This window comes from Flavicella sp. IMCC45668 (genome assembly GCF_057219105.1).
Map to the genome: position 1 here is coordinate 544,189 of NZ_CM170114.1, position 24,531 is coordinate 568,719.

Sequence of the window (24,531 nt, forward strand, 5' to 3'; positions counted from 1 at the left end):
AAATCCCTTTCTATTTATTTAGAAAGGGATTTTTTTTGTTTTGAAGGGTAGGGTATAGTGAAAATTGATTGTTTTAGTAGTAAACAATCTAAAACCTATTATTATGAAAAATTATTCCATTCAACTTTTATCGGCACTTTGTTTTTCAAGCATATTGTTCTTGAGTTGTGCGTCAGATGATACTACAGGAAATATAGAAGAAGAAACAAATGAAACGGAAACGGAGGTTGTGTCGGGTGAACTACATGCAGCTTTTGCGGAGTTTGATGAGGGAGAAACGGATATATTTTTAACAAATGGAGGGTCTGATGTCACAATTGAGACAACAGGACTTCCCAATCATGAATCCTTTTATTGGGGAAGTAATCACGAGTTGTATAGAGAAGAAGGTAGTGGTTTTGAAGGAACTCCTTCTACCATAAATCCAGATGGTACTTATACAGATATGAGGGGTGTAGCGAGAACTTATGATGATTCTTTTACGGTTTCTACAAACCCTACTTTAGCAAATAATACAACTGCAACTACCTTAGGCTTGATAGGAATTTCAGTTTCTGGGGCTGCAATTTATAATGATCAAGAAGGATCAGGTTCTTTAGATGAAGCAGCGGCAACCTTAGATTGGACCGGAGGACATATTGGGCCGGATGTGTATCATTACCATTTGGAACCACATGCAATAACAAATGACGATGATAAGCTTGTTGGAATTTTGAAAGATGGATTCTTTATTTATGGTAGAAAATGTAACGCAACAGGAGATTATCCGACGGATTTAGATAGTTCAGGAGGACACACTTCTACAACTCAGCATACAACAACATCAGAGTATCATTATCATATTATCAATGAGATGTATTCAACTACCTCAGGCGGAGAGGTAGGTTATATATTATTTGCAGGTCCTTATAATGGAAACTTATAACATTAGGTATGAGGTCTTATAGCTACATATGGTTGTTTTATTTCATTCTAGCCTATGGATGTTCAAGTGATGTAAAGTCTGATGATAGAATCTCTTTTGAAGAAATTAAAAATGAGGTGGTATTAAAATCAGATTTGAAACTTGATGGAAATCGTGGTGTTTGGAGTTTTCAAGGTAAACCTTATGATGGCTTCGCGGTAAGGTATTATGGTAACGGTAGAAAAGCTGAATTTATTGGTTTTTTTAAAGGACAAAAGGAAGGAGTAGCTAAACAATGGTTTGCTAATGGTAAAGTTCGTAAAATTTGTCATTACAAACGGAATGTACTTGTGATGGATTATATAACTTTTTGGTCAAATGGTAATAAAGCCTATCAAGTTGTCTACAATCACAAAGGAAAAAGACAGGGAAAAGAAACTAGTTGGTGGGCCGATGGAAAAGTCTCTAAAATTAGGAATTTAGATAACGGTAAAGAAAATGGTTTGCAAAAAGCATGGTTGCAGAATGGCAAATTATATGTAAATTATGAAGCGAGAGAAGGAAGAATATTTGGGATGCGTCGAGCAAATTCTTGTTATAATTTAAAAAAGGAAACCGTTGTTAGCTATGAGAATTATAAAAATTAACTTACTTTTTTTATTTTTAGTTTGTTTGGCATGTAAAGATGCTAAAACAAAGAGTCGTGTTGCTAATTTGCCATTTTATAAAGATGAAAGTTTTACCCCTTATTGGTTGGAACCTGGTAGTGATGAAGAAAAGAAATTTCATAAAATTTCAGAATTCTCATTGAGGAACCAAGATGCGAAAATAGTTAATGAAGATACTTTTATTGGGAAAATTTACGTTGCGGACTTTTTCTTTACCTCTTGTCCTGGTATTTGTCCTAAAATGACTGCAAATATGAAAGAAATTCAAGATTCTTTTTTAACGGAGGAAAGATTATTGTTACTATCACATTCGGTTACTCCAGAAAAAGATTCTGTTTCAGTGTTAAAAAGCTACGCAATAAATAAAGGAGCTATTTCTGATAAATGGCATTTTGTAACAGGGGATAGAGATGCTATTTATGATTTGGGCCGGAACCAATATTTTGTAGAAAATGATTTGGGTAATGTAAAAAATAATGATGATTTTTTACATACCGAGAATTTTTTATTGATTGATGAGAATAGACATATCAGGGGGATTTATAATGGTTTGAATAGAGCTTCGATGAATCAACTTAAAATTGATATTCAGACTTTGCTGAAAGAATAAATATTGATTAGAAAAGAGTAGAATTTTATGGTCACCAACTAGGATTTCAATATTTTTGCGCACAAAATAGATATTATGTGTGCAAAAAAGCTTTTTGGATTAGTAGGTAAAAATATTGAGTACTCTTTTTCAAGAGGTTATTTCTCTGAAAAATTTGAAAAATTAAATTTGAAGGAAAATTCATACGTGAATTTTGATTTACAAAGCATTGAAGAATTTCCTGCTGTTTTTGAAACACATAAAGAAAGTTTATTAGGGATGAATGTTACCATTCCTTATAAAGAGGATGTGGGAGCATTTTTAGATGAAATTGATGAGGAGGCTGAAGAAATAGGTGCTATCAATACCATTAAAATTTACAAAGATGGGAAGCGTAAAGGGTTCAATACTGATGTTTATGGATTTGATCAATCTATTGATCCATTTATCAAGCAAATTCATAAAACAGCATTGATTTTAGGTACTGGAGGGGCGTCTAAGGCTGTTGCATATGCCTTTAAGAAACGCGGTATTTCGTATAAATTTGTATCTAGAATTCCTAAAGATGAAAATCAAATTAGTTATGAAGATTTGACTGAAAAGGTTATTTCAGAAACAGGAATTATTGTAAACTGTTCTCCACTCGGAACGCATCCTGATGTTGAAAAACATCCAAACATTCCATTTGAATATTTAAATGAAACTCATTTGTTATTTGATTTGATTTATAACCCTTCAGAAACTGCTTTTTTAAGAAAAGGAAAGGAGCAAGGTGCTAGCATTGCCAACGGAATGAAAATGTTGGAACTTCAAGCGGAAAAATCTTGGGAAATCTGGAATAGAGATTAGGGAATTTACATGTTTCATTACATATAATGAGGTCTTTTTTAAAGCGTTTAATTTTGTTGTTTAAGATGCTATAGCTATATTTAAACAATTATAATTAGGAACTTTAAACACGTTAAGATGTTAGACGCAGTAAATAATAATTCTGAAGAGATAGAAAAATCAACCGAAGAACAAAAGGATATAGATTCTTCAACAAATAGCGAGGCCAATGAGGTAGTGGATTCTACTGACAAAACTTCTGATTCGGCTGCAGAAGCTATGGAAAAAGTTGTTTCTTCGATAGAAGATAAAGTGGCTGCTGATGCTGAAAAGGTAGAAGAAAAAGAGGTAGTTCCTACCATTGACTATGCTTCCTTGAGTATGGAAGAGATTGTAAAGGAAATTCAGAAGCTAGTTAAAAATGAGAAAATTCAAGCAATTAAAACTAGTGTAGAATCGCTTAGAAAATCGTTTGATACTAAATTTAGCGAGTTGTTAGCATCTAAAAAAGCTGCATTTTTAGAAGAAGGAGGAGAGTCTATTGATTTTCATTTTTCAAGTCCTGTAAAAGTTGAGTTTAATGAAATTATCAATGAATACAGAACGAAAAGAAATAAGCACTATGCGGATGTAGAATCGCAACTGAAAGAAAATCTTGATAAGCGATTGGCTACGATTGAAGCTTTGAAACAAATTATTGAAAAGGCAGACTCAAAGACCATGCATAAGGAGTTTAAAGAGCTTCAAGAAACCTGGAAAACAATAGGTCCAGTACCTAGAACAAAATACAATAATACTTGGAGAAATTATCACCATCATGTAGAGCGTTTTTACGACTTGTTACATATGAATAATGACTTACGTGAATTAGATTTTAAGCATAATCTAGAAGAGAAAATAAAAATTGTTGAAAAGGCTTTTGAACTTACTTTAATGGAGGATGTTTCAAAAGCATTTAAAGGCTTACAAGAATTGCACAAGGCGTGGAAAGAAGACGTTGGTCCTGTTTCAAGAGAATTTAGAGAGGAAATTTGGCAAAAGTTTAGTGAAGCTACAAAGATTATTCATGACAAGCGTGATAAATATTTTGACGAGCAAAAATCAAAATACCAAGAGAATATTCAAAAGAAATTGGAAGTTATTGCTGCTCTAGATAAATTTGATATCTCAAAAAATAAAACGCATTCTGATTGGCAGAGATCTATCAAGGATTTTGAGGCGCAAAGAGAGGTGTTTTTTACGATTGGTAAAGTACCAAGAAATAAAAGTCAAAAAATTTGGGATCAGTTAAAAGCGGTAACTAAAAGTTTTAATCATGCCAAAAATCAGTTCTATAAAGATTTAAATTCGGTACAGCATTCAAATTTAGAAAAAAAGATGGCTCTTTTAGAATTGGCTAAATCTTTAAAGGATAGCGATGATTTTAAAAGTGTAACTGGGCAAATGAAGAAAATCCAAGCAGATTGGAAAACTATTGGTCATGTTCCAAGAAAGCACTCTGATAAAATTTGGAAGGAATTTAAAGATGCTTGTAATTATTATTTTGATCGTGTTCATCAAATTCAAGATAATGGATCTAATGAGGAGTTAGAAGCATTGGCTACCAAAAAAGATTTTTTATCTCAGATATTGGGTGTTATTGGAAATTCAGACATTACGCTTGATGAAGTTAAAGCATATATGCAAACCTGGAAAAATATAGGGAGAGTGCCAAGAAAGGATAAGCAAATTGAAGCTGATTTCAATGAAGCTTTGGAAAAGTTATTTGCACAATTATCTATTGAAGGGGTTGAGTTACAGATGTTGAAATACAAAATGCAAATAGATACTTATTTGACTTCAAATAATTCTAGAAAAATTGAAAGTGAAGTTCAGTTTGTTAGGAAAAAGATTGATGAAATCACAAAAGGAATTCAACAGCTGGATAATAATATAAGTTTTATTGCTAATGCAACAGAGGAAAATCCTTTGGTTAAGAATGTAAGAAATTCTATCGCTGAGCAAACAAAAGGATTGAAAATTTGGAAAGATAAACTTGCTTATTTGAGAAGTGTGAATTAACAAGTTTCCATTTTATATAAAAAAAGCTACTCTTTATGAGTAGCTTTTTTTATGCAATAATTTAATGATGGGTTTTGATGATGTAGACTCCTTTTAACTGTACATAAAAAATATTTCGCATAAAAAAAGGCTATTCGTGAGAATAGCCTTTTTGTTATAGAGTAAAAGAAATTACTTCTTTTTCTTTTGTTGGATTTGTTGCTGCTCTTGAGCTTGTTTCATGGCATCGTCCATTCTTTGTCTGAATTTACTTTTCTTCTTTTCAGGACGTTTTTTGTTTTCTTGTATTTGTGCGTGAATTTTGTCTTCATCAATGATGAAATTTTTAATCACTAACATAATCGTAATCGTCAATAAGTTAGATACAAAATAGTACAAACTTAAACCTGATCCATATGAGTTAAAGAATATCAACATCATGATAGGAGAGAAGTACATCATCATCTTCATCATTTTCTGCATATCAGGCATTCCTTCTTGCGCAGGTTGTTGCATATTCATTTGTTGACTTTGACTCATTCTCATATAGAAAAAGATTGCTACCGAAGCTAAAATTGGAAACAAACTAATATGATCTCCGTAAAATGGAATTGTAAATGGTAACTGAAAAACAGAATCATAAGAAGATAAATCATCAGCCCATAAAAATCCTTGTTGACGTAAGTCAATTGCCGCAGGGAAGAATCTAAACAAAGCAAAGAAAACTGGCATCTGCAACAATGCAGGAATACAACCAGCCATCATACTAACTCCAGCTTTACGTTGCAAAGCCATTGTTTCTTGCTGACGCTTCATGGCATTTTCTTTACCAGGATACTTTTCATTGATCGCTGTCATTTCAGGTTTCAATACTTTCATTCTTGCACTAGACAAGTATGATTTGTATACTAAAGGAGACATGAAAATTCTAACCACAATAGTCATCAAAATAATAACCAAACCGTAGTTATTTATAAGACCTCCTAAAAGGTTAAATAAAGGAATAAATGCATGTTTATTGATCCATCCAAAAATACCCCAACCTAAATCTACTACATTTTCAATATTTTTTTCGTAGCTAGACAGTAAGCTATAATCATTAGGTCCAATAAATAAACTAAAACCATTGTTTAATTCCCCATTGTTTAATTCTAAAGGAGCTGATACCTCAAAGTTTTTTGTAAAAACTTTATCCGTAGCCTCGTCTTTAAAAAGTGTTTGAGAAACCAAGTCAGCAGTTTTAAATGGAGTGTCTGGAATAAGGATGGTTGAGAAAAAATGTTGTTTGAAAGCAAACCATGAAACTTCAGACTCTTGTTCGTTATCATCACCAGAGATTGAAAGGTCATCTTTTTTACCTCCCTCTTTTTCATAAATTAAAGCAGTCATTTGATTTTCATATTTCATGCTTTTTTCATGACGAAATGCTTTCAATTTATAGTTTAGATTTATTTTATTAGAACTATTAATAATAGTACCTAATCCAACAGAACGAATAGCAAAACCAACCATGTAATTATTAGGCTTCAATTCATATCTGTATTCTAAATATTTACTTTCAGAAACCTTTAATTTCATAGAAAGAACGGTGTTCTCCCCATTTTGAGATAGGTTTGGTTGGAATACCAAATCTTTCGTGTTGAAGTTTCTGTTAGAAGTAGTCCCAAAATTAATATTAAAAGAAGCGTTTGCGTCTTTTACTAAGTATAATGGTAAAGAGTCATATGATTTGTAGTTTTTTACTAAAGCTTCTACAATTTGTCCTCCTTTGTTTGCAATGGTAAGTTTCAACAAGTCATTTTCAATAATGGTTGTACCATCTTGAGCTACCTGTAAACCTGCAGAGTAGGCAAAGCTTCCTAATCTTTTTTGTGCTTCTATAGATGCAATTGAATCAGAGACAACGGCTGTTGTTTCCAAATTACCTTCTACTGGAGCAGAAAAACCTTGTTCTGTTGAAGTTTCTTCAGTATTAGTGGTTGTTTCAGGTGCTACTTCAGGTTGGTTTGTGTACATAAACCAAAGCATGATTGCTCCTAAAAGTAAAAATCCAATTATAGAATTGGTGTCAAATTTTTTTTCTTCCATTTTGATTTTATTAAACTGAGAATTCAGTTTTTAATGATTAATCGTCTTTTTTAAAGTGTACTGTAAAGCCGCATCTACGAATTCCACAAATAATGGATGTGGGTTCAATACTGTACTTTTGTATTCTGGGTGATACTGAACAGCAACAAACCAAGGATGATCTTCTACTTCTACAATTTCTACCAATCCAGTTTTAGGGTTTACACCTGTTACTTTTAAACCAGCATCAGTTAATTGTTTTAAGTATTCGTTGTTGAATTCATAACGATGTCTGTGACGCTCACTAATTAATTCAGATCTATAGGCTGCGAATACTTTAGAATCTTCAGATATTTTACAATCCCATGCTCCTAAACGCATTGTTCCACCTTTTTCTGTTACATCCTTTTGATCTTCCATCAAGTTGATTACAGGATTCGGACAGTTGCTATCCATTTCTAATGAACCAGCATCTTGAATTCCTACAACATTTCGTGCGTATTCTATAACCGCCATTTGCATTCCTAAACAGATCCCCAAGAAAGGAATTTTGTTTTCACGTGCGTATCGTACGGCATCAATTTTTCCTTCTGTACCACGATTTCCAAATCCAGGAGCTACCAAAATAGCATCTAAATCTTTCATTTTTCGAGGAATGTTTTCAAGGGTCAAATCTTCAGAGTGAATCCATTGAATCTTCACTTTTACTTCATTTGCAGCTCCAGCATGAATAAAAGCTTCAGAAATAGATTTATAGGCATCATGTAATTCAACATATTTACCAATCAATCCAATTTTTACTTTGTTTTTAGGACTTTTGTGTTTTCCTAAAAACTTATTCCAATCAACAAGCTTAGGTTGATCATTGTCACATAAATCTAATTTTTTTAAGACAACTTTGTCCAATCCTTCATAAAACATAAGATTTGGAACGTCGTAAATAGTTTCAGCATCTAAAGAAGAAATCACATCTTCTTTTTTAACGTTACAGAACAATGCTAATTTACGTTTGATATCATCTGAAATTTTATGTTCAGACCTACAGACTAATACATCTGGGCTAACTCCGCTTTGCATCAACATTTTCACAGAATGTTGTGTTGGCTTTGTTTTTAATTCTCCGGCTGCAGCTAAAAATGGTACTAAAGTTAAGTGAACAACAATTGCATTGTTGTCTCCTAATTCCCATAATAATTGACGAACAGATTCTACATATGGTAAAGATTCTATATCACCAACAGTTCCACCAATTTCTGTAATTACTACGTCATAATCACCTGTTTTACCAAGAATCTGAATTCTTTCCTTGATTTCATTTGTGATATGAGGAATTACTTGAACGGTTTTTCCTAAAAATTCACCTTTTCTTTCTTTATCAATCACAGACTGATAAATTCTTCCCGTGGTAACATTGTTAGCCTGAGAAGTAGGAATGTTTAAAAATCGTTCGTAGTGACCTAAATCTAAATCTGTTTCCGCTCCGTCATCCGTAACATAACATTCTCCATGCTCGTATGGGTTTAAGGTTCCGGGATCGATGTTGATATAAGGATCTAATTTCTGAATAGTAACAGAATATCCTCTTTCTTGTAGTAATTTCGCTAGTGAAGCAGCAATAATACCTTTTCCTAGTGATGAAGTAACGCCTCCTGTAACAAAAACGTATTTGGTGTTTTTCATTGTCCTTATGTTTCGGCAAAAATACTAACTCTATTTTAGTTGACAAACCAATTTTGTCTAAAAATATTGTGAAATTTAAGGAACAATTATTTCATCCTTTTATAAAGGAGTTGGATTTGTTTAACTAGCCATTGATCAGTTCTTTAAGAATCCTTTCGTATTCTTGATAACATTCATCATAGATAGGAATTGTTTTTTCAAATATATCTTTGATTTTTAGAATGTCGTCATTTTCTCGTGCTAATTCTTCGAGTTGAAGGTACTCATTGTTTATAGGGACCCCTAGAGTAGAGAAGGTAGATTTTAAATAATGTGCATTTTCTTTAATTTGAATGTGATTTTTTTCTAGAATTCCTGATTTAATAGATTCAATTTTAACAGGTGTTTCTTTTAAGAATATATTGATTACATCAATTTGCAAGGCAGTTTCTCCAAAAAAACAATCGTTTAATAGATTTAAATCTACAATAGTGCTTGTAAGTTTCTTTGTCATAACAATGAATTTAAATTTTGATACCTAGATAAGTAGGTTAATTCTTTCTTGTGTTAGCTTTTTTTTTTACTTTAACTAAATATAGTTAGAAAGTTGCATTTTAACTACATTTTGAACGAATGAATTTTCATTTATTTGATATTATCATGTATTACTAATACCTGATTGTTATGAAAAAAATTGTACTTGCCGAAGATAATACCGTATTATCAATGCTTTTGAAGTTCAAACTTGAAAAAGCTGGATTTAATGTCTTCATTGTTGGAGATGGTAAATTGGCTATAGAAAGTATTGAAAAAAACTATCCAGATTTAATTTTAACAGATGTTATGATGCCTTATATCAGTGGGTTAGAGGTGATCAGTCATGTGCGTAATAAATTGAATAGAAAAACACCAATTATTGTTTTTTCAGTGGCAGGCCAAGAGGAAAACGTATTAAATGCTTTTAACCTTGGTGCTTCTGATTTTATGACCAAACCGTTTAGTCCAAATGAACTATTAATTAGAATTAAACGATTGTTAGCTTGAAAGAAATTAAATAATATATGAGTGTAACCAACACATTATATGAATATTTTAATTCGGTCCCCTTTATAATACGCGCTGTATGGTTTATTGGGATGTTTTTTTTTATTTCTCTTTTCTTGTTGGTTGTTGGTCATAATGCATTACGATACTATTTATTTGGAAAAATTGATAAGGACAAAAATTTCTCCGACAAATATGAGCTTTTATTGATTGAGTTTTTAAGTATGTACGAGGAAGGGGTTTCTTATAACGATCGTCAAATTGAAATCATTTCTGTTATCAAAAATCATGTTTATAAAAGGCACATGCGTAGTGCAATTGTGGGAACGTTGATCAAATTGAAAACTGAAATTTCTGGGGAGTTTGAGTTGGCAATTGATGATTTGTATCGAGAGATAGATTTAAAAAAATATGCCCTTTCAAAATTAACATCTATTGAAGATTTTAGATTGGTGAATGGAATCAGGCAATTACGTCTTTTTAACGTGAAAGAAGCCTTAAAACCAATCAAAGGATTATTAAATCATCAGAAAGATGCTGTGAGGAATGAAGCTCAGTTGTATGTTGTGAAAATAGAAAAAATTGAAGGTCTAAACTTTTTAGATGATTTGGATAAACCTCTGACAGAGTGGAATCAAATTCAGATCTTGGATATTTTAAAAAACATTCAAGATCAAGAGATTCGGGATGTTTCAAAGTGGTTGGATTCAAAAAATAACTACGTGGTCTTATTTGCTTTAAAATTAGTTAAAATATACAATCTATTTGATATGGAATCTAATGCTTTGGAGTTGTTGGAACATGATTTTAAAGAGATTCGTTTGGATGCAATTAAGGTATTGTTGTTTTTGACAAGTATGGAAGCAAAGGAAAGGGTTATGTCAACATTTGATGCCATTTCAATAGAGGAAAAGATTGTGTTTTTTCAAGAGTTGGATCACGTGGCATTACCTTCAGATATTGAGTTTATACAAAAACATGCTGATAATAATTGCTTTGAGATAAAACTAGAAGCTTTAGAGTTGTTGAATACTATAGATGTGAAGGTTTATAAAGAAGTAGTTAAAGTTTTGGTGGACAAAGATTCACAAGAAATAATTAAATATTTAGCGAGTTGACGGGAGAATATTTTCATACTATTGAAATGATTTTTGTGTATCTGTTTATTATTTATTCAGCTACGCTAATCATCTCGTATGTGGTGTTGTCAATCTTATCATCTATAGAAACCATAACCTATTTTAAAAAGAACGGGTTTATTAATTATAAAAATATTATGGCGTCTAATTATTCTCCATCTATTTCTATAATTGCTCCTGCCTATAATGAAAGCTTAAATATTGTTGATAATGCAAGGTCTTTACTTTCTAATCATTATGTAAATTATAATGTGATTCTTGTGAATGATGGAAGCACGGACGATAGTTTAGAAAAATTAATAGAAGCATATGATTTAGAGAAAATAAATTATCTAATAGACTCAAAAATTGAAACGAAACCGCTAAGAGCAGGGGTTTTTAAATCAAAAAACCCTGCCTTCGAAAAATTAATAGTGGTGGATAAAGAAAATGGCGGTAAATCCGATGCATTGAATTTAGGGATTAATATTAGTAAAAGTCGTTTTGTGGCTTGTGTAGATGTTGATTGCTTGTTGATTGAAGATGCTTTGCTAAAAATGGTTAAACCTTTTTTAGAGATTACAGATAAAAAGGTAATTGCCACGGGCGGAGTTATAAGAATAGCCAATTCATGTGTAATCAAAAACGGAAAATTGATAGAAGTTAACTTTCCTAAAAACTTGTTGGTAAGCTCTCAGATTTTAGAGTATTTAAGAAGTTTTTCTCTAGGAAGAATGGCATGGAGTAGGCTTAATGGATTATTGGTGATTTCTGGGGCGTTTGGTCTGTTTGATAGAGAAATAGCAGTAAAAGTAGGAGGGTATGATGTACATACCGTTGGAGAGGATATGGAAATTATTGTTAGAATGCGACGATATATGGAAGAAGCAAAACTTCCTTATAAGGTTAATTTTATTCCTGATCCCTTGTGTTGGACGGAAGCACCTGATAATTTTAAAGTATTGATATCTCAACGGAATAGATGGACAAGAGGTACAATTGAAACTTTAAAAAAACACAAAAAAATGGCTTTGAATTGGAGGTATGGGAAATTAGGTTTGATTAGTGTTCCGTATTGGTTTTTGTATGAACGTATGGCTCCAATTATTGAGGTGATTGGGATATTTTATTTTATCTTTTTACTATATATAGGTAGGCTCCGATGGGATTATGCACTTTCATTTTTTTTAGCAGCATATTTCTTTTCCATATTATTTTCTCTATTAGCAATATTTACTGAGGAACTCACTTATAATGAATACAAGAAAAAAGGAGTCGCATTTAGAATGTTATTAACCCTGTTTTTAGAACCTTTTATTCTGCATACGGCAATTTTATACGCCGCTCTAAAAGGAAATTTTGATTATTATTTTAACAAGAAAAAAAAATGGGGAGTAATGGTTAGAAAAGGATTAAAAAATGATTTAAAGAAATAGTTATGAAAAATAATTTTTGGAACATAAGTCACTATCTATATTTGTTTTTTCCATTGTTTTTGGTGTTCTTTTTGTTTAGCGTCATAGAAATATTTTTGGGTATCGGAAATTATGAAATTTCCTTTTTAGAATTTTATTTTTTCAAAGTCACTAATGATTTTTGGACTTGTGTAACCATTGCAATTGGTCTTTTACCTTTGTATTTGATACTGAGTATATTTGGATTTGAATTTCAGAAAAAAGCCTTTTTAGCACTTTTTTCATTCCTCTTAATTGTACAGTTTATTTTAGTGAAATATGCACTCACTTCAATGGTTTATTTGGGGTCAGATGTTTTTGGGTATAGTATTAAAGAATTATTTTTTATTGTGAAAGCCTCAAAAGAAACAAGTGTTTTAGAAATTGTTCCATTGCTATTTATTTGGATGTTGTTTTTTGAGTTTTATTATTTTTTAGATAAAAGAGCACATTTAAAGGTTTTGATAGCTGTTTTTGCAAGTCTTTTTGTGTATCATGGAGTTGGTATCTTTTATTTTGATGAAATCAATGATGAAAAATTTCAGAACAAAACAAGCTATTTTATTCAAGATATTGTAGAGTTTAAATGGCAACAACAAAAAATAGCAGATTTAAATTTACACAATAGACAAGATTATCCTTTTTATAGATACGCGAATCAAGTGCCAGATGTTTTGTCTCCATTTTTTAATTTAGAAAAAAAGAATCCGCCAAATATTGTGGTTTTGGTTGTAGAAGGTTTGGGAACAGAGTTTTTAACATCTAAAAGTTTGGGTGGCTGTATGCCTTATACAACCAACCTAACTGAAAAATCGTTGTATTGGGAGAATTTTATTGCGAATACTGGAAGAACTTTTGGAGTATTGCCTTCTTTGTTGGGGTCATTGCCAATGAGTGAAAATGGTTTTTTAGAGAATGATGTTTTACCAGATCACAAATCAATGTTTAATATTTTAAAACAAAATGGATACCATACCTCTTTTTATTCGGGTGATAAATCTAGTTTTGATAAAAAGATTAAATTCCTAGAATATAATAAAGTAGATCTTGTGATTGATCAGGATAAATATAATGCCTCTTACAAATTAACACCTTCTAATCAAGGAGGTTTTTCATGGGGATATCCAGATAAAGAGATATTTAGAAGGACTCTTGATGAAATGCCTCTTGAGGATCAGCCAAGATTAGATGTTATCATGACTCTATCTAATCATGAACCCTTTAATTTTCCAGAAAGATCAGAATATGCTTCAAAGCTAGATAGTTTGATTAGAACGGATAAATTAAAAATAGATAAAGAAGATCTTATTAAGCATAATGATATTTTTAAAACATTATTTTATACAGATACATCCATTAAATATTTTATTGAGAATTATAAAAAACGAGAAGATTTTTCTAATACTATTTTTGTCATTACAGGAGATCACAGATTGATTCCAATAAATCAAAAAGATAAATTATGTAGGTTTCATGTTCCTCTTATAATTTATAGTCCAATGCTTCAAAAGACACAGAAAATGAAATCAGTAGGTTCGCATTGGGATGTTGCTCCGAGTATAATTTCTATGTTGCATAAAAATTATAATTTAAAAAAAGCTTCTAATATAGCATGGGTTGGAACTGGTTTGGATACACTAAAAACCTATCGTAATAAGAATAAAATTGCGATGATGAGATATAAAGGCAGTATCAATGATTTTCTGTATAAAGATTTTTTACTCTCTGATAACGAGTTGTATAAGGTTAAAGAAAGTTTTGGGATTTATAAAGTTAATAATGATTCCATAAAAAAAATAGTGCAAGCAGAGTTAGATAAGTTTATTGTAAATAACGCCTATGTTTCACAAGAAAATAAATTAATACCACAAAGTGCAGTTATTTATCCTACACGGAAAAGTAAAATCAGTAAAAAAGTATGGAAAGAGTTAATTACTGAAACCAAAGGATTGGATTACGACGCGATATTTTTTAGAGCAAGAGATAGTGCTTTTTTTAAAAAATATGACAAAGCATTATTGTTATGTAATTATGTGTTAGAAGAGTATCCTAATTATGTGGATGCTCAAATTTTAAAGGGAAGAATTTATGCTTGGAGTGGACGCTATGAGAATTCAGAGAAAAATTTGTTAGAAGCGATTAAAAAATCTCCCTTTTATGATGATGCTTATTTAGCAATGATGGATCTTTATTGGTGGTCAGATCAAAACAGCAAATCTGTAGCACTTGCAAATATGGCCTTTAATAGAAATATAAAAAATCCAGATATATATTTCAAGTTAGCAAAAGCACATGAAAGAATGGGGCAAAAAGAAATGGCTTTTCGAGTAACAGATAGTATTGCTAGGCAACATCCAGATAGTTTGAAATATGTGAATTATAAAAATATTTTGAAATGAAAATAGGCTCTAAAAAACATATAGCTCTCGTTGCTATTTTCTGTCTCATGGGATTGGGCGTTTTTGCTCAAAATCAGAAATTTGAAGGAGATCCAGATGTCGGTTTTGAAAAGGCACGGGAAATGGCTTTTGATAAAAAACGAGCGGAAGCTCAAGAATTATTAATTTCTATTTTAGATAAATATCCAACCTATTTAGATGTACGATCTTTTTTGGCAAGTACTTATGCCTGGGACGGAGCTTATAAAAAGGCGAGGAAACAATATGAGATGATTTTAAAAGAAGATCCTAAACGAAGATCGGATTGGGTCGCTGCAATTAATAATGAGTTTTGGGGAGATTACCCATATCATGCTGGGGAGTTGGTAGAAAAAGCACTAGTTCATTTTGAAAACGATGAAGAGTTTAGACTTTTTGAAGCAGTAGTACAAGAAAAAACACAACATAGGAAAGAGGCTTTAAGGATTGTAGAACAGGTTTTGGAGGAAAATCCGAAAAATGAAAATGCCATTAAATATAGAGATAAATTAACCTTTTTGTTAAGTTATAATACCATAGGAATTAGAACGGCTGTAAATATATATGCAAAAAATGAACGGGATATGATGGAGTATTATACCATTAATTATGGTAGAGACACCAAGTATGGATCGTTGATTGCCAAAGTAAATGTAGATCGGAGATTTGGAGATACTGGAGTACAATATGAATTAGATTTATATCCTAGAATCGCCAATGGCTTGTACGCTTATGTAAGTGGGGGGTATTCTAATACTTCCTTATTTCCGCAATGGAGATATGGATTTGAATTGTACAAAAATCTTCCAAAAAGTTTTGAGGTTTCTTTAGGATTTCGTGGACTAGAGTATACAGATACAACCATTATTTACACAGGTTCTCTTGGTTGGTATACCGGGAATGCATATTGGTCATTCAGAACCTATTTAACACCTGGCGGAGCAGGAACTAGCAAATCAGGTACTCTTACTTACAGAAAATATAGAGCAGACGCAGATAATTATTTCGGGGTTGGAGTCGGAATAGGTTTTTCGCCTGAATTTGATCCGTACCCGATTGATGAAACTAACGCGCCTACTTTTGATTTAAAATCACAGAAAATAGATGTCAATTACTTCTTTTCAACCAAGGATAAAAAACATTTTTTTGGTACTGGATTAGGAATTTCACATGAAGAGAAAATAAATGACAGAGGGAATTATTTTTTAGTGTTTTTTGCAGGGATCAGTTATGATGTAAGGTTTAAATGATTAATTTTAAATAAAAATAAATTGAATATGGAAATATTGGGAATAGATATTGGAGGTACAGGTATTAAAGGAGCTATTGTAAATGTAGAGACAGGAGAATTGGTTTCAGAAAGACATAGAATACCTACTCCTTTAGGAGCTAAGCCAAAAGATATTGCAACGGAAGTTGGTAAAATGGTAACACATTTTAATTGGAAAGGGAAAGTAGGATGTGGTTTTCCAACAATAGTTTCAAATGGTAAAGCTCGTTCTTTTGGGAATATTGATAAAAGCTGGGTAGGGGTTCAAATAGATGCTTTATTTTCAGAAATAACCGGATTGGAATTTTTTGTAGCGAATGATGCAGATGCTGCTGGTTTGGCTGAAATTAAACTAGGAAAAGGAAAGGATGTTCCGGGTGTTGTGATTATGATTACTATCGGAACCGGTTTAGGATCCGGGGTTTTTGTGGATGGTAAATTAGTTCCTAACGTAGAGTTAGGTACCGTGCCATATAAAGATTATGAACGATTTGAATTTTATGCCTCTGATGCTGCCAGGAAAAGAGAAGATTTATCCTATAAAAAATGGGGAAAACGATTTAAGAAATTTTTACGTTTTACAGAAACAACCTTTTCTCCAGATTTAATTATTCTTGGAGGTGGAGCTAGTAAAAAGACAGAAAAATTTAAAGAAGCATTAGAAATAGATACTCCAGTAAAATCTGCCAAATATGAAAACAACGCAGGCATAATTGGTGCTGCTATGACGGCAGTTCAATAATTTTTAATTGGCTTGTTTTCTGTGTTGTGTAACCAAATATATTTAGTTACTTTGCGAAAGTATTTGTGGTTAGAGAAAAAAATGCATCACTTCGCATATTTCCTAAGCCACATATGTAAACTACACAAATATAAACTGCAGATTTCTGTAATTATTTATAAGTATTAATGGAATATAATTTAGAATATAATTCGGATCGTCCTTTGATGATTATTCCTGAATATGGTAGACATATTCAAAAATTGGTAGATCACTGCGTAGCATTGGAGAGTGATGAGGAAAGAAAAAAAATGGCGCATGCTATTGTTGATGTAATGGGGAATTTACAACCTCATTTAAGAGATGTACCTGATTTTAAGCATAAATTATGGGATCAGCTGTTTATTATGTCACGCTTTGAGTTAAATGTAGAGGCGCCTTTTGGAAAGCCTGATAAGATTGAATTAGAAGCAAAACCAGAGCCATTACCTTATCCTAAAATGGCATCAAAGTACCGTTTTTACGGACATAATATTCAAACCATGATAAAGGTTGCTTTATCTTGGGATGAAGGAGAATTGAGAACAGCACTTATTTTTAATATAGCAAATCACATGAAAAAGTGTTATTTGAACTGGAATAAGGATACGGTGGATGATTCTGTAATATTTAAACATTTAAATGACTTGTCAAATGGTAAAATAAATTTGACAGAAAGTGATGAAGTATTGTCTTCTAGTAGTAGTTTGATAAAAAAGACTGCGAATTCAAGAGGAGGGTCAAATCATCAGCATAAAAATCATAAAAACAATAAGAATAAAAATAATAGAAACTATAAAGGACATCAGAATCGTCATAAAAACTAGTTTCTATTTCTTCTCATAGCATAATTACTACAAAATACATTTCGTAAATGGCAATATTTAAAATTGAAGGAGGACATAAATTATCGGGTTCGATAACTCCTCAAGGTGCAAAGAATGAAGCTTTGCAAATTATTTGTGCGGTGTTATTAACGCCAGAAAAAGTTAGGATAGAGAACATACCCAATATTATTGATGTAAATAAACTGATCTTTATTTTAGGTGAGTTAGGTGTGAAAATTGAAAAACACGACGTAAACACATATACTTTTCAGGCAGATGAGATCAATTTAGAGTATTTAGAATCTGCGGAATTTAAGAGAGATGGTAGTTCTCTTAGAGGGTCGATTATGATTGTAGGACCATTGTTAGCAAGATTTGGAAAAGGATATATTCCTAGACCGGGTGGCGATAAAATTGGTCGTAGAAGATTAGATACTCATTTTGAAGGTTTCATAAAATTAGGAGCCACTTTTAGATATAATAGAGAAGAGCATTTTTATGGAGTAGATGCTGAGGAGTTGTTTGGGACTGATATGTTGTTAGATGAAGCTTCTGTAACCGGTACTGCTAATATATTAATGGCCGCTGTTTTGGCAACAGGAAAAACAACAATCTACAACGCGGCTTGTGAACCTTATATCCAGCAATTGTCGAAAATGTTGAATAGCATGGGGGCCAAGATTACCGGTGTAGGATCTAATTTATTGGAGATTGAAGGTGTAAAAGAATTGAACGGTTGTACTCATCGTGTACTACCAGATATGATTGAAATTGGAAGTTGGATTGGGATGGCAGTAATGACTAAATCTGAAATGACCATCAAAAATGTGAGTTGGAAAGATCTTGGACAAATTCCAAGAGTGTTTCAAAAATTAGGAATCAATTTAGAAAAAAGGAATGATGATATTTATATTCCTGCACAAGAATCATATGAAATTCAAAATTATATAGATGGGTCATTTTTAACAGTTTCTGATGCTCCTTGGCCAGGTTTTACCCCTGATTTATTGAGTATTGTTTTGGTGGTTGCCACGCAAGCCAAAGGATCTATTTTGATACATCAAAAAATGTTTGAGAGTCGTTTGTTTTTTGTAGATAAATTGATTGACATGGGGGCAAAAGTAATTTTGTGTGACCCACATAGAGCCACAGTAATTGGAATGGATCATCAATCATCGTTAAAAGCAACTACGATGACTTCTCCAGATATTAGAGCTGGTATTTCATTATTAATTGCAGCTTTGTCCGCAAAAGGTACTTCAGTAATTCATAATATAGATCAGATTGATAGAGGTTATGAAGATATTGAAGGAAGATTAAAAGCATTAGGAGCAAAAATAGAACGAATAGAAGAATAGCAACACAACATAGGAGTTGCTACAGGCAAAATCCCTTTTCCAAAAGAAAAGGGATTTTTATATGAATAAGAATAATGACATTTTGACACAGTAAGAACAATGGCAATATTGTTGCATACTTACGAGTGTATTTTTAATTAACATTACAAATGAGTACAGAAGAACAAACAAAGAACGAAGAAACACAAGAGCAAGATCAAGCTGTTTCTCAAGAAAATAAAAACGAGGAAAGTCAGGAAGAAAAGGCGGTAGAGGCGAAAGTAGAACCAACTCCAGAGGAACTTATTCAGGCTGAAAAAGATAAATATTTACGTCTTTTTGCAGAGTTCGAAAATTATAAGAAACGTACTTCAAAAGAACGAATCGAGTTGTATAGAACAGCTGGACAAGATATCATGGTGTCATTACTGCCAATTTTGGATGATTTTGACAGAGGTTTGGCAGAAATAAAGAAAGTGAAAGACAAAGAATTATTGAAAGGTATGACTTTGATTAATGATAAACTTTCTTCTGTTTTGAAACAAAAAGGATTGGAAGTTGTTGAAGCAAAAGCTGGTGATGTTTTTGATGGAGATTTGCATGAAGCAATTACGCAAATTCCAGCTCCTTCAGATGATTTAAAAGGAAAAATTATTGATGTAATTGAAAAGGGATACAAATTAGGAGACAAGGTAATTCGTTATCCTAAAGTTGTAATCGGACAAGCATAAAAAATAATAATATTGATTTATTAGCATTGATATCAATTATTAATTGTTAGTAGTTTATTGAAAGAATATGGCAAAAAGAGATTATTACGAGGTGTTGGGGTTATCAAAATCTGCATCTACAGGTGAGATCAAAAAAGGTTATCGTAAAATGGCGGTAAAGTATCATCCTGATAAAAATCCTGATGATAAAGAAGCTGAAGAAAAATTTAAAGAAGCTGCTGAAGCCTATGAGGTTTTAAGTGATGAGAATAAAAAAGCACGTTACGATCAATACGGTCATGCTGCCTTTGAAGGTGGTCAAGGCGGTGGCGGTTTTGGAGGCTTCGGTGGAGGCGGTATGGATATGGATGATATCTTTAGCCAATTTGGTGATATTTTCGGTGGAGGCTTCGGAGGAGGAAGACGTCAATCTCGTGGTCCTGTGCGTGCCAAAGGAAGTAATCTTCGTATTCGTGTAAAGTTGACTCTAGAAGAAATAGCAAATGGAGTAGATAAAAAAGTTAAGGTACGTAGAAAAATTCAAGCAAAAGGTGTAAAGTATTCTACTTGTGGAACTTGTAATGGACAAGGACAAGTCATGCGTGTTACCAATACAATGCTTGGTAGAATGCAAACTGCAGCAACCTGTCCTACTTGTAACGGAGCCGGACAGTCTATCAAGAGTAAACCAAGTAATGCTGATGCTCAAGGATTAGTCGTATCTGAGGAAACTGTAACAATTAATATTCCTGAAGGAGTTACTGAAGGAGTGCAATTAAAGGTAGCAGGAAAAGGAAATGAAGCTGCTGGAAATAATTCAATTGCTGGTGATTTATTAGTGGTAATAGAGGAAATTCCACATGAAAAATTAAAGAGAGAAGGAGTTAACCTGCATTATGACTTGTATGTAAGTTTTTCTGAGGCTGTTTTAGGTGCGTCTAAAGAAATTGAAACGGTTACAGGAAAAGTGAAAATAAAAATAGAAGCAGGAGCTCAATCTGGAAAAATTTTACGTTTGAAAGGAAAAGGTTTGCCAAGTATTGAAAGATATGGAACAGGAGATTTGATGGTTCATATTAATGTTTGGACGCCAACAACTTTAGATAAAAAACAGAAAAAGTTTTTTGAAAGTATGTTAGATGATGAAAATTTCATCCCAAATCCGACAGTATCTGATAAGTCTTTCTTTGAGAAAGTTAAGGATATGTTCTCTTAAAAAGAAAAGAAAAAGTTATGTTTATTAAATTTAATTAAACTATCTTTGTAGAGTTATTAACTTCTTGGTTAATAACATCTTTTTCATAGCAATTTTCCCACTCTGGTCACAGAGTGGGTTTTTTATGAAGTACAATATTGAAGTAGGCCATCTTATCGTCTTGAATTTAATTCAGGAAAGGAAAGTCCGGACATCATAGAGTAGTATAGCGGATAACATCCGTCCAACGTGAGTTGAGGACAAGTGCAACAGAAAGCAAGTACAGTTCGGCTGTAGTGAAACCAGGTAAACTCTATACGATGCAATGCCATGTACATTGGAGCTTGAGGGCTACTCGCTCGATTCCAAGGGGTAGGCAGATTGATTCCATAAGTAATTTTGGAACTAGATAAATGATAAGAGTCTGTGTAAACAGAAACAGGATCCGGCTTATCGGCCTACTTTATTTTTTTGCCCAATTTATCGATTATTGATTCTTTAATAAATGGATAAAATTAGAAAATACCACTAAAGTTCTGTTTATTTAAAGTGAATTCTTTAATGTATTCGTAAAATTAATCAGGTTTATTGAGAATATTTATAATTTAAGTATTCTTAAAATTCTAATCTCATTTATATTTATAATTTCATTGATATCATAGCAAGACCTCTTTTAAATACAAGCTATATTTTGTAATTTCGCAACAAATTATTTAACAAATAGATAGCTATAGCATTTTATGCATTGGATGAGATGCTAAAACTATAAATTCCTAATATATTATGAGCATATACAACGATTACATTAAGCAGATCGAGGAAAGAAAAGGTCAGGGGTTACATGCCTTACCGATTGATGGAGCTGAATTATTGAGCGAAATTATTTCTCAAATTAAAGATTTAAATAATGAAAACAGAGAAGATTCTCTTAACTTTTTCATTTATAATGTTGTACCGGGTACAACAAGTGCTGCTGGTGTAAAAGCAAAATTTTTAAAAGAAATTATTCTTGGAACCTCTGAAGTAAAAGAGATTACTCCAAGTTTTGCTTTAGAATTGTTGTCTCATATGAAAGGAGGTCCTTCTGTAGAAGTATTGTTGGATTTAGCTTTGAGCAATGAAGCAATCGCTGTGGAAGCTGCTAAAGTTTTAAAAACACAAGTATTCTTATATGAAGCAGATACGGAACGTTTAGAGGCTGCTTATAAAGAAGGAAACGAAATTGCAAAAGACTTATTAGAGAGTTATGCAAAGGGTGAATTCTTTACAACTTTACCTGAGGTAGAAGAAGAAATAGAGATTGTAACTTACATCGCAGGTGTTGGTGATATCTCAACAGATTTATTATCTCCTGGTGCTGATGCACATTCACGTTCAGATCGTGAGTTACATGGTCAGTGTCTTTTTGAGCATAATAAAGAAATGCAAAAAGAACTTAGTGCGTTGAAAGCACAACACCCAAATAAGCGTGTGATGTTAGTAGCAGAAAAAGGAACAATGGGAGTTGGTTCTTCTAGAATGTCTGGTGTGAATAACGTTGCGTTATGGACAGGGATTCAAGCAAGTCCTTATGTACCTTTTATTAATATTGCTCCGGTAATTGCTGGAACAAATGGTATTTCTCCAATTTTCTTAACTACTGTTGGGGTAACTGGAGGTATTGGAATAGATTTACAAAACTGGGTAAAACAATATGATGCTGACGGGAATGTAATTGTTGACGAAGAAGGAGAACCAGTATTAAAAGAAAATTATTCTGTTGAAACAGGAACTGTTTTGACTATTAATACTAAAGAAAAACAACTTTATAAAGACGGAAAAGCGGTAAAAGATATTTCTGCAGCTTTAACTCCTCAAAAAGTTGAGTTTATCAAAGCAGGTGGATCTTATGCCGTTGTATTTGGTAAAAAAATTCAAACGTTTGCTGCTAAAACTCTAGGAATTGATGTTCCTACAGTATTTGCTCCTTCTAAAGAAATCTCTGTGGAAGGACAAGGATTGACGGCGGTAGAAAAAATATTTAATAAAAATGCAGTAGGAAATACTCCGGGTAAAACCTTACATGCAGGTTCTGATGTTCGAGTAGAAGTTAATATTGTAGGATCTCAAGATACTACTGGTTTGATGACTTCTCAGGAGCTGGAATCTATGGCTGCAACAGTTATTTCTCCAATCGTTGATGGAGCATACCAATCAGGATGTCATACGGCTTCTGTTTGGGATAATAAATCAAAAGCAAATATTCCTAGATTGATGAAATTTATGAATGACTTTGGTTTGATTACTGCACGTGACCCTAAAGGGAATTACCATGCAATGACTGATGTAATTCATAAAGTATTGAATGATATTACCGTTGGTGATTGGGATATTATTATTGGAGGAGATTCGCATACACGTATGTCTAAAGGTGTTGCTTTTGGTGCTGATTCAGGAACTGTTGCCTTAGCATTGGCGACAGGAGAAGCTACAATGCCAATACCACAATCTGTAAAAGTAACCTTCAAAGGAGAAATGAAAGGTTATATGGATTTCCGTGATGTTGTTCATGCTACACAACAGCAAATGTTAAAGCAGTTTGGTGGAGAAAATGTATTCCAAGGAAGAATCATTGAAGTTCACATTGGTACCTTAACAGCAGATCAAGCGTTTACATTTACTGACTGGACGGCTGAGATGAAAGCAAAAGCTTCTATCTGTATTTCTGAAGATGCTACTTTGATAGAATCTTTAGAGATTGCAAAAGGACGTATCCAGATCATGATTGAGAAAGGTATGGATAATGAAAAACAAGTTCTTAAAGGATTAGTTGACAAGGCTGATGCGAGAATTGAAGAAATCAAATCTGGTGCGAAGCCAGCATTGAGACCTGATTCTAATGCAAAATACCATGCAGAAGTTGTGGTTGATTTGGATGAAGTTTTAGAACCAATGATTGCTGATCCAGATGTAAATAATGAAGATGTATCTAAACGTTATACACACGATACTATTCGTCCATTATCATTCTACGGAGGAACAAAAACTGTTGATTTAGGGTTTGTTGGATCATGTATGGTGCATAAAGGAGATATGAAAATCTTGGCTCAAATGTTAAAAAACATTGAAGCTCAGCAAGGAAAAGTTGAATTCAAAGCACCATTAGTGGTAGCGCCTCCTACATACAATATTGTAGATGAGTTGAAAGAAGAAGGAGACTGGGAAGTATTGACAAAATATTCTGGTTTTGAATTTGATGACAATGATCCAAAAGGAGCTGCACGTACAAAATATGAAAACATGTTGTACCTAGAGCGTCCAGGTTGTAACCTTTGTATGGGTAACCAAGAAAAAGCAGAACCAGGTGATACGGTTATGGCAACATCTACTCGTTTGTTCCAAGGAAGAGTTGTAAAAGATTCTGGTGAGAAGAAAGGAGAATCTTTATTATCATCTACACCTGTTGTTGTGTTGTCTACAATTTTAGGTAGAACACCAAATTTAGAAGAATACCAAGCGGCTGTTGAAGGAATAAACTTAACAAAGTTCAAACCTTCAAGTAAGTTGTTAGTTCTTTAATTAGAATTGATTTTATAATTTTTAAAAGCCTGAGTTTGTACTCAGGCTTTTTTGATTTTTATTGTAAGGTTCTGTATTTATTCTCG

The 24,531-nt window shown here is 32.6% G+C and carries 19 protein-coding genes and 1 other RNA gene; 17 read left to right on the forward strand and 3 right to left on the reverse strand.

The annotated features are described in order from the left end of the window. The first annotated feature begins 103 nt into the window (after positions 1-103). The 5 genes from AC2DZ0_RS02545 (at position 104) to AC2DZ0_RS02565 (ending at position 5,050) form a co-directional block, all read left to right on the forward strand. Positions 104-925, forward strand: coding sequence for a YHYH protein (locus AC2DZ0_RS02545; RefSeq protein WP_484643471.1), 822 nt, complete (start codon positions 104-106; stop codon positions 923-925). Between the two features lie 8 nt (positions 926-933). Beyond that, entirely contained in the window at positions 934-1,551 is a 618-nt protein-coding gene (locus AC2DZ0_RS02550; protein ID WP_484643473.1) for a toxin-antitoxin system YwqK family antitoxin, read from the forward strand. Next, the gene (locus tag AC2DZ0_RS02555; protein WP_484643474.1) at positions 1,532-2,182 is read left to right on the forward strand and encodes an SCO family protein; all 651 of its coding nucleotides are present in this window, start codon (positions 1,532-1,534) and stop codon (positions 2,180-2,182) included. The genes AC2DZ0_RS02550 and AC2DZ0_RS02555 overlap by 20 nt, the downstream gene beginning before the upstream one ends. A 75-nt stretch (positions 2,183-2,257) precedes the next feature. Continuing rightward, positions 2,258-3,010, forward strand: a complete 753-nt coding sequence (locus AC2DZ0_RS02560) for a shikimate dehydrogenase family protein (RefSeq protein ID WP_484643475.1) — start codon at positions 2,258-2,260, stop codon at positions 3,008-3,010. Positions 3,011-3,127: 117 nt separating this feature from the next. Then, positions 3,128-5,050, forward strand: a complete 1,923-nt coding sequence (locus AC2DZ0_RS02565) for a DUF349 domain-containing protein (protein WP_484643477.1) — start codon at positions 3,128-3,130, stop codon at positions 5,048-5,050. Between the two features lie 171 nt (positions 5,051-5,221). Here the strand turns inward: AC2DZ0_RS02565 and yidC are convergent, their stop codons facing one another. The 3 genes from yidC to AC2DZ0_RS02580 all read right to left on the reverse strand — a co-directional run bounded on the left by yidC (position 5,222) and on the right by AC2DZ0_RS02580 (position 9,269). Beyond that, positions 5,222-7,117 (reverse strand): membrane protein insertase YidC, encoded by a 1,896-nt coding sequence (yidC, locus tag AC2DZ0_RS02570; protein WP_484643478.1) that lies wholly within the window; start codon positions 7,115-7,117, stop codon positions 5,222-5,224. A gap of 30 nt (positions 7,118-7,147) precedes the next feature. Beyond that, on the reverse strand, positions 7,148-8,776 hold the full coding sequence (pyrG, locus tag AC2DZ0_RS02575; protein WP_484643479.1) for a CTP synthase: 1,629 nt from the start codon (positions 8,774-8,776) through the stop codon (positions 7,148-7,150). 124 nt (positions 8,777-8,900) lie between these two features. Then, on the reverse strand, positions 8,901-9,269 hold the full coding sequence (locus AC2DZ0_RS02580; protein ID WP_484643480.1) for an Hpt domain-containing protein: 369 nt from the start codon (positions 9,267-9,269) through the stop codon (positions 8,901-8,903). A 170-nt stretch (positions 9,270-9,439) separates the two neighbouring features. Here AC2DZ0_RS02580 and AC2DZ0_RS02585 point away from each other — a divergent pair, with 170 nt between their 5' ends. From AC2DZ0_RS02585 to AC2DZ0_RS02640, 12 genes are all read left to right on the forward strand, one after another. Then, positions 9,440-9,799, forward strand: a complete 360-nt coding sequence (locus AC2DZ0_RS02585) for a response regulator transcription factor (RefSeq protein ID WP_484643482.1) — start codon at positions 9,440-9,442, stop codon at positions 9,797-9,799. Positions 9,800-9,816: 17 nt separating this feature from the next. Beyond that, complete coding sequence (locus AC2DZ0_RS02590) at positions 9,817-10,917, forward strand: hypothetical protein (protein WP_484643483.1); 1,101 nt, start codon at positions 9,817-9,819, stop codon at positions 10,915-10,917. A 158-nt stretch (positions 10,918-11,075) separates the two neighbouring features. Next, complete coding sequence (locus AC2DZ0_RS02595) at positions 11,076-12,353, forward strand: glycosyltransferase family 2 protein (RefSeq protein WP_484643484.1); 1,278 nt, start codon at positions 11,076-11,078, stop codon at positions 12,351-12,353. Between the two features lie 2 nt (positions 12,354-12,355). Further along, positions 12,356-14,770 carry a sulfatase-like hydrolase/transferase gene (locus AC2DZ0_RS02600; RefSeq protein ID WP_484643485.1) on the forward strand — a complete coding sequence of 805 codons (2,415 nt, stop codon included), beginning with the start codon at positions 12,356-12,358 and terminating at the stop codon, positions 14,768-14,770. Further along, the gene (locus AC2DZ0_RS02605) at positions 14,767-16,038 is read left to right on the forward strand and encodes a YaiO family outer membrane beta-barrel protein (RefSeq protein ID WP_484643486.1); all 1,272 of its coding nucleotides are present in this window, start codon (positions 14,767-14,769) and stop codon (positions 16,036-16,038) included. Before AC2DZ0_RS02600 ends, AC2DZ0_RS02605 begins: the two co-directional genes overlap by 4 nt. A 27-nt stretch (positions 16,039-16,065) precedes the next feature. Continuing rightward, the gene (gene ppgK / locus AC2DZ0_RS02610; RefSeq protein ID WP_484643488.1) at positions 16,066-16,800 is read left to right on the forward strand and encodes a polyphosphate--glucose phosphotransferase; all 735 of its coding nucleotides are present in this window, start codon (positions 16,066-16,068) and stop codon (positions 16,798-16,800) included. A gap of 167 nt (positions 16,801-16,967) precedes the next feature. Beyond that, positions 16,968-17,645, forward strand: coding sequence for a DUF4290 domain-containing protein (locus AC2DZ0_RS02615; protein WP_484491475.1), 678 nt, complete (start codon positions 16,968-16,970; stop codon positions 17,643-17,645). Between the two features lie 47 nt (positions 17,646-17,692). Next, the gene (murA, locus tag AC2DZ0_RS02620; RefSeq protein WP_484643489.1) at positions 17,693-19,003 is read left to right on the forward strand and encodes a UDP-N-acetylglucosamine 1-carboxyvinyltransferase; all 1,311 of its coding nucleotides are present in this window, start codon (positions 17,693-17,695) and stop codon (positions 19,001-19,003) included. Between the two features lie 149 nt (positions 19,004-19,152). Continuing rightward, the gene (locus AC2DZ0_RS02625; RefSeq protein WP_484643491.1) at positions 19,153-19,713 is read left to right on the forward strand and encodes a nucleotide exchange factor GrpE; all 561 of its coding nucleotides are present in this window, start codon (positions 19,153-19,155) and stop codon (positions 19,711-19,713) included. Between the two features lie 67 nt (positions 19,714-19,780). After that, on the forward strand, positions 19,781-20,908 hold the full coding sequence (dnaJ, locus tag AC2DZ0_RS02630) for a molecular chaperone DnaJ (protein ID WP_484643492.1): 1,128 nt from the start codon (positions 19,781-19,783) through the stop codon (positions 20,906-20,908). Between the two features lie 139 nt (positions 20,909-21,047). Further along, an RNA gene (gene rnpB / locus AC2DZ0_RS02635) (RNase P RNA component class A) lies at positions 21,048-21,356 on the forward strand. 314 nt (positions 21,357-21,670) lie between these two features. Continuing rightward, positions 21,671-24,445, forward strand: a complete 2,775-nt coding sequence (locus AC2DZ0_RS02640; protein ID WP_484643493.1) for a bifunctional aconitate hydratase 2/2-methylisocitrate dehydratase — start codon at positions 21,671-21,673, stop codon at positions 24,443-24,445. Positions 24,446-24,531 lie beyond the last annotated feature (86 nt).

What these genes read in the sequence shown, in the direction of transcription:
- AC2DZ0_RS02590 (WP_484643483.1), top strand. Translation starts at nt 9,817, where the DNA reads ATGAGTGTAACCAACACATTATATGAATATTTTAATTCGGTCCCCTTT.
- AC2DZ0_RS02595 (WP_484643484.1), top strand. Translation starts at nt 11,076, where the DNA reads ATGGCGTCTAATTATTCTCCATCTATTTCTATAATTGCTCCTGCCTAT.
- AC2DZ0_RS02600 (WP_484643485.1), top strand. Translation starts at nt 12,356, where the DNA reads ATGAAAAATAATTTTTGGAACATAAGTCACTATCTATATTTGTTTTTT.
- AC2DZ0_RS02565 (WP_484643477.1), top strand. Translation starts at nt 3,128, where the DNA reads ATGTTAGACGCAGTAAATAATAATTCTGAAGAGATAGAAAAATCAACC.
- murA (WP_484643489.1), top strand. Translation starts at nt 17,693, where the DNA reads ATGGCAATATTTAAAATTGAAGGAGGACATAAATTATCGGGTTCGATA.
- AC2DZ0_RS02585 (WP_484643482.1), top strand. Translation starts at nt 9,440, where the DNA reads ATGAAAAAAATTGTACTTGCCGAAGATAATACCGTATTATCAATGCTT.
- AC2DZ0_RS02555 (WP_484643474.1), top strand. Translation starts at nt 1,532, where the DNA reads ATGAGAATTATAAAAATTAACTTACTTTTTTTATTTTTAGTTTGTTTG.
- AC2DZ0_RS02550 (WP_484643473.1), top strand. Translation starts at nt 934, where the DNA reads ATGAGGTCTTATAGCTACATATGGTTGTTTTATTTCATTCTAGCCTAT.
- AC2DZ0_RS02545 (WP_484643471.1), top strand. Translation starts at nt 104, where the DNA reads ATGAAAAATTATTCCATTCAACTTTTATCGGCACTTTGTTTTTCAAGC.
- AC2DZ0_RS02605 (WP_484643486.1), top strand. Translation starts at nt 14,767, where the DNA reads ATGAAAATAGGCTCTAAAAAACATATAGCTCTCGTTGCTATTTTCTGT.
- dnaJ (WP_484643492.1), top strand. Translation starts at nt 19,781, where the DNA reads ATGGCAAAAAGAGATTATTACGAGGTGTTGGGGTTATCAAAATCTGCA.
- AC2DZ0_RS02560 (WP_484643475.1), top strand. Translation starts at nt 2,258, where the DNA reads ATGTGTGCAAAAAAGCTTTTTGGATTAGTAGGTAAAAATATTGAGTAC.
- AC2DZ0_RS02625 (WP_484643491.1), top strand. Translation starts at nt 19,153, where the DNA reads ATGAGTACAGAAGAACAAACAAAGAACGAAGAAACACAAGAGCAAGAT.
- AC2DZ0_RS02640 (WP_484643493.1), top strand. Translation starts at nt 21,671, where the DNA reads ATGAGCATATACAACGATTACATTAAGCAGATCGAGGAAAGAAAAGGT.
- yidC (WP_484643478.1), bottom strand. Translation starts at nt 7,117, where the DNA reads ATGGAAGAAAAAAAATTTGACACCAATTCTATAATTGGATTTTTACTT.
- AC2DZ0_RS02615 (WP_484491475.1), top strand. Translation starts at nt 16,968, where the DNA reads ATGGAATATAATTTAGAATATAATTCGGATCGTCCTTTGATGATTATT.
- ppgK (WP_484643488.1), top strand. Translation starts at nt 16,066, where the DNA reads ATGGAAATATTGGGAATAGATATTGGAGGTACAGGTATTAAAGGAGCT.
- AC2DZ0_RS02580 (WP_484643480.1), bottom strand. Translation starts at nt 9,269, where the DNA reads ATGACAAAGAAACTTACAAGCACTATTGTAGATTTAAATCTATTAAAC.
- pyrG (WP_484643479.1), bottom strand. Translation starts at nt 8,776, where the DNA reads ATGAAAAACACCAAATACGTTTTTGTTACAGGAGGCGTTACTTCATCA.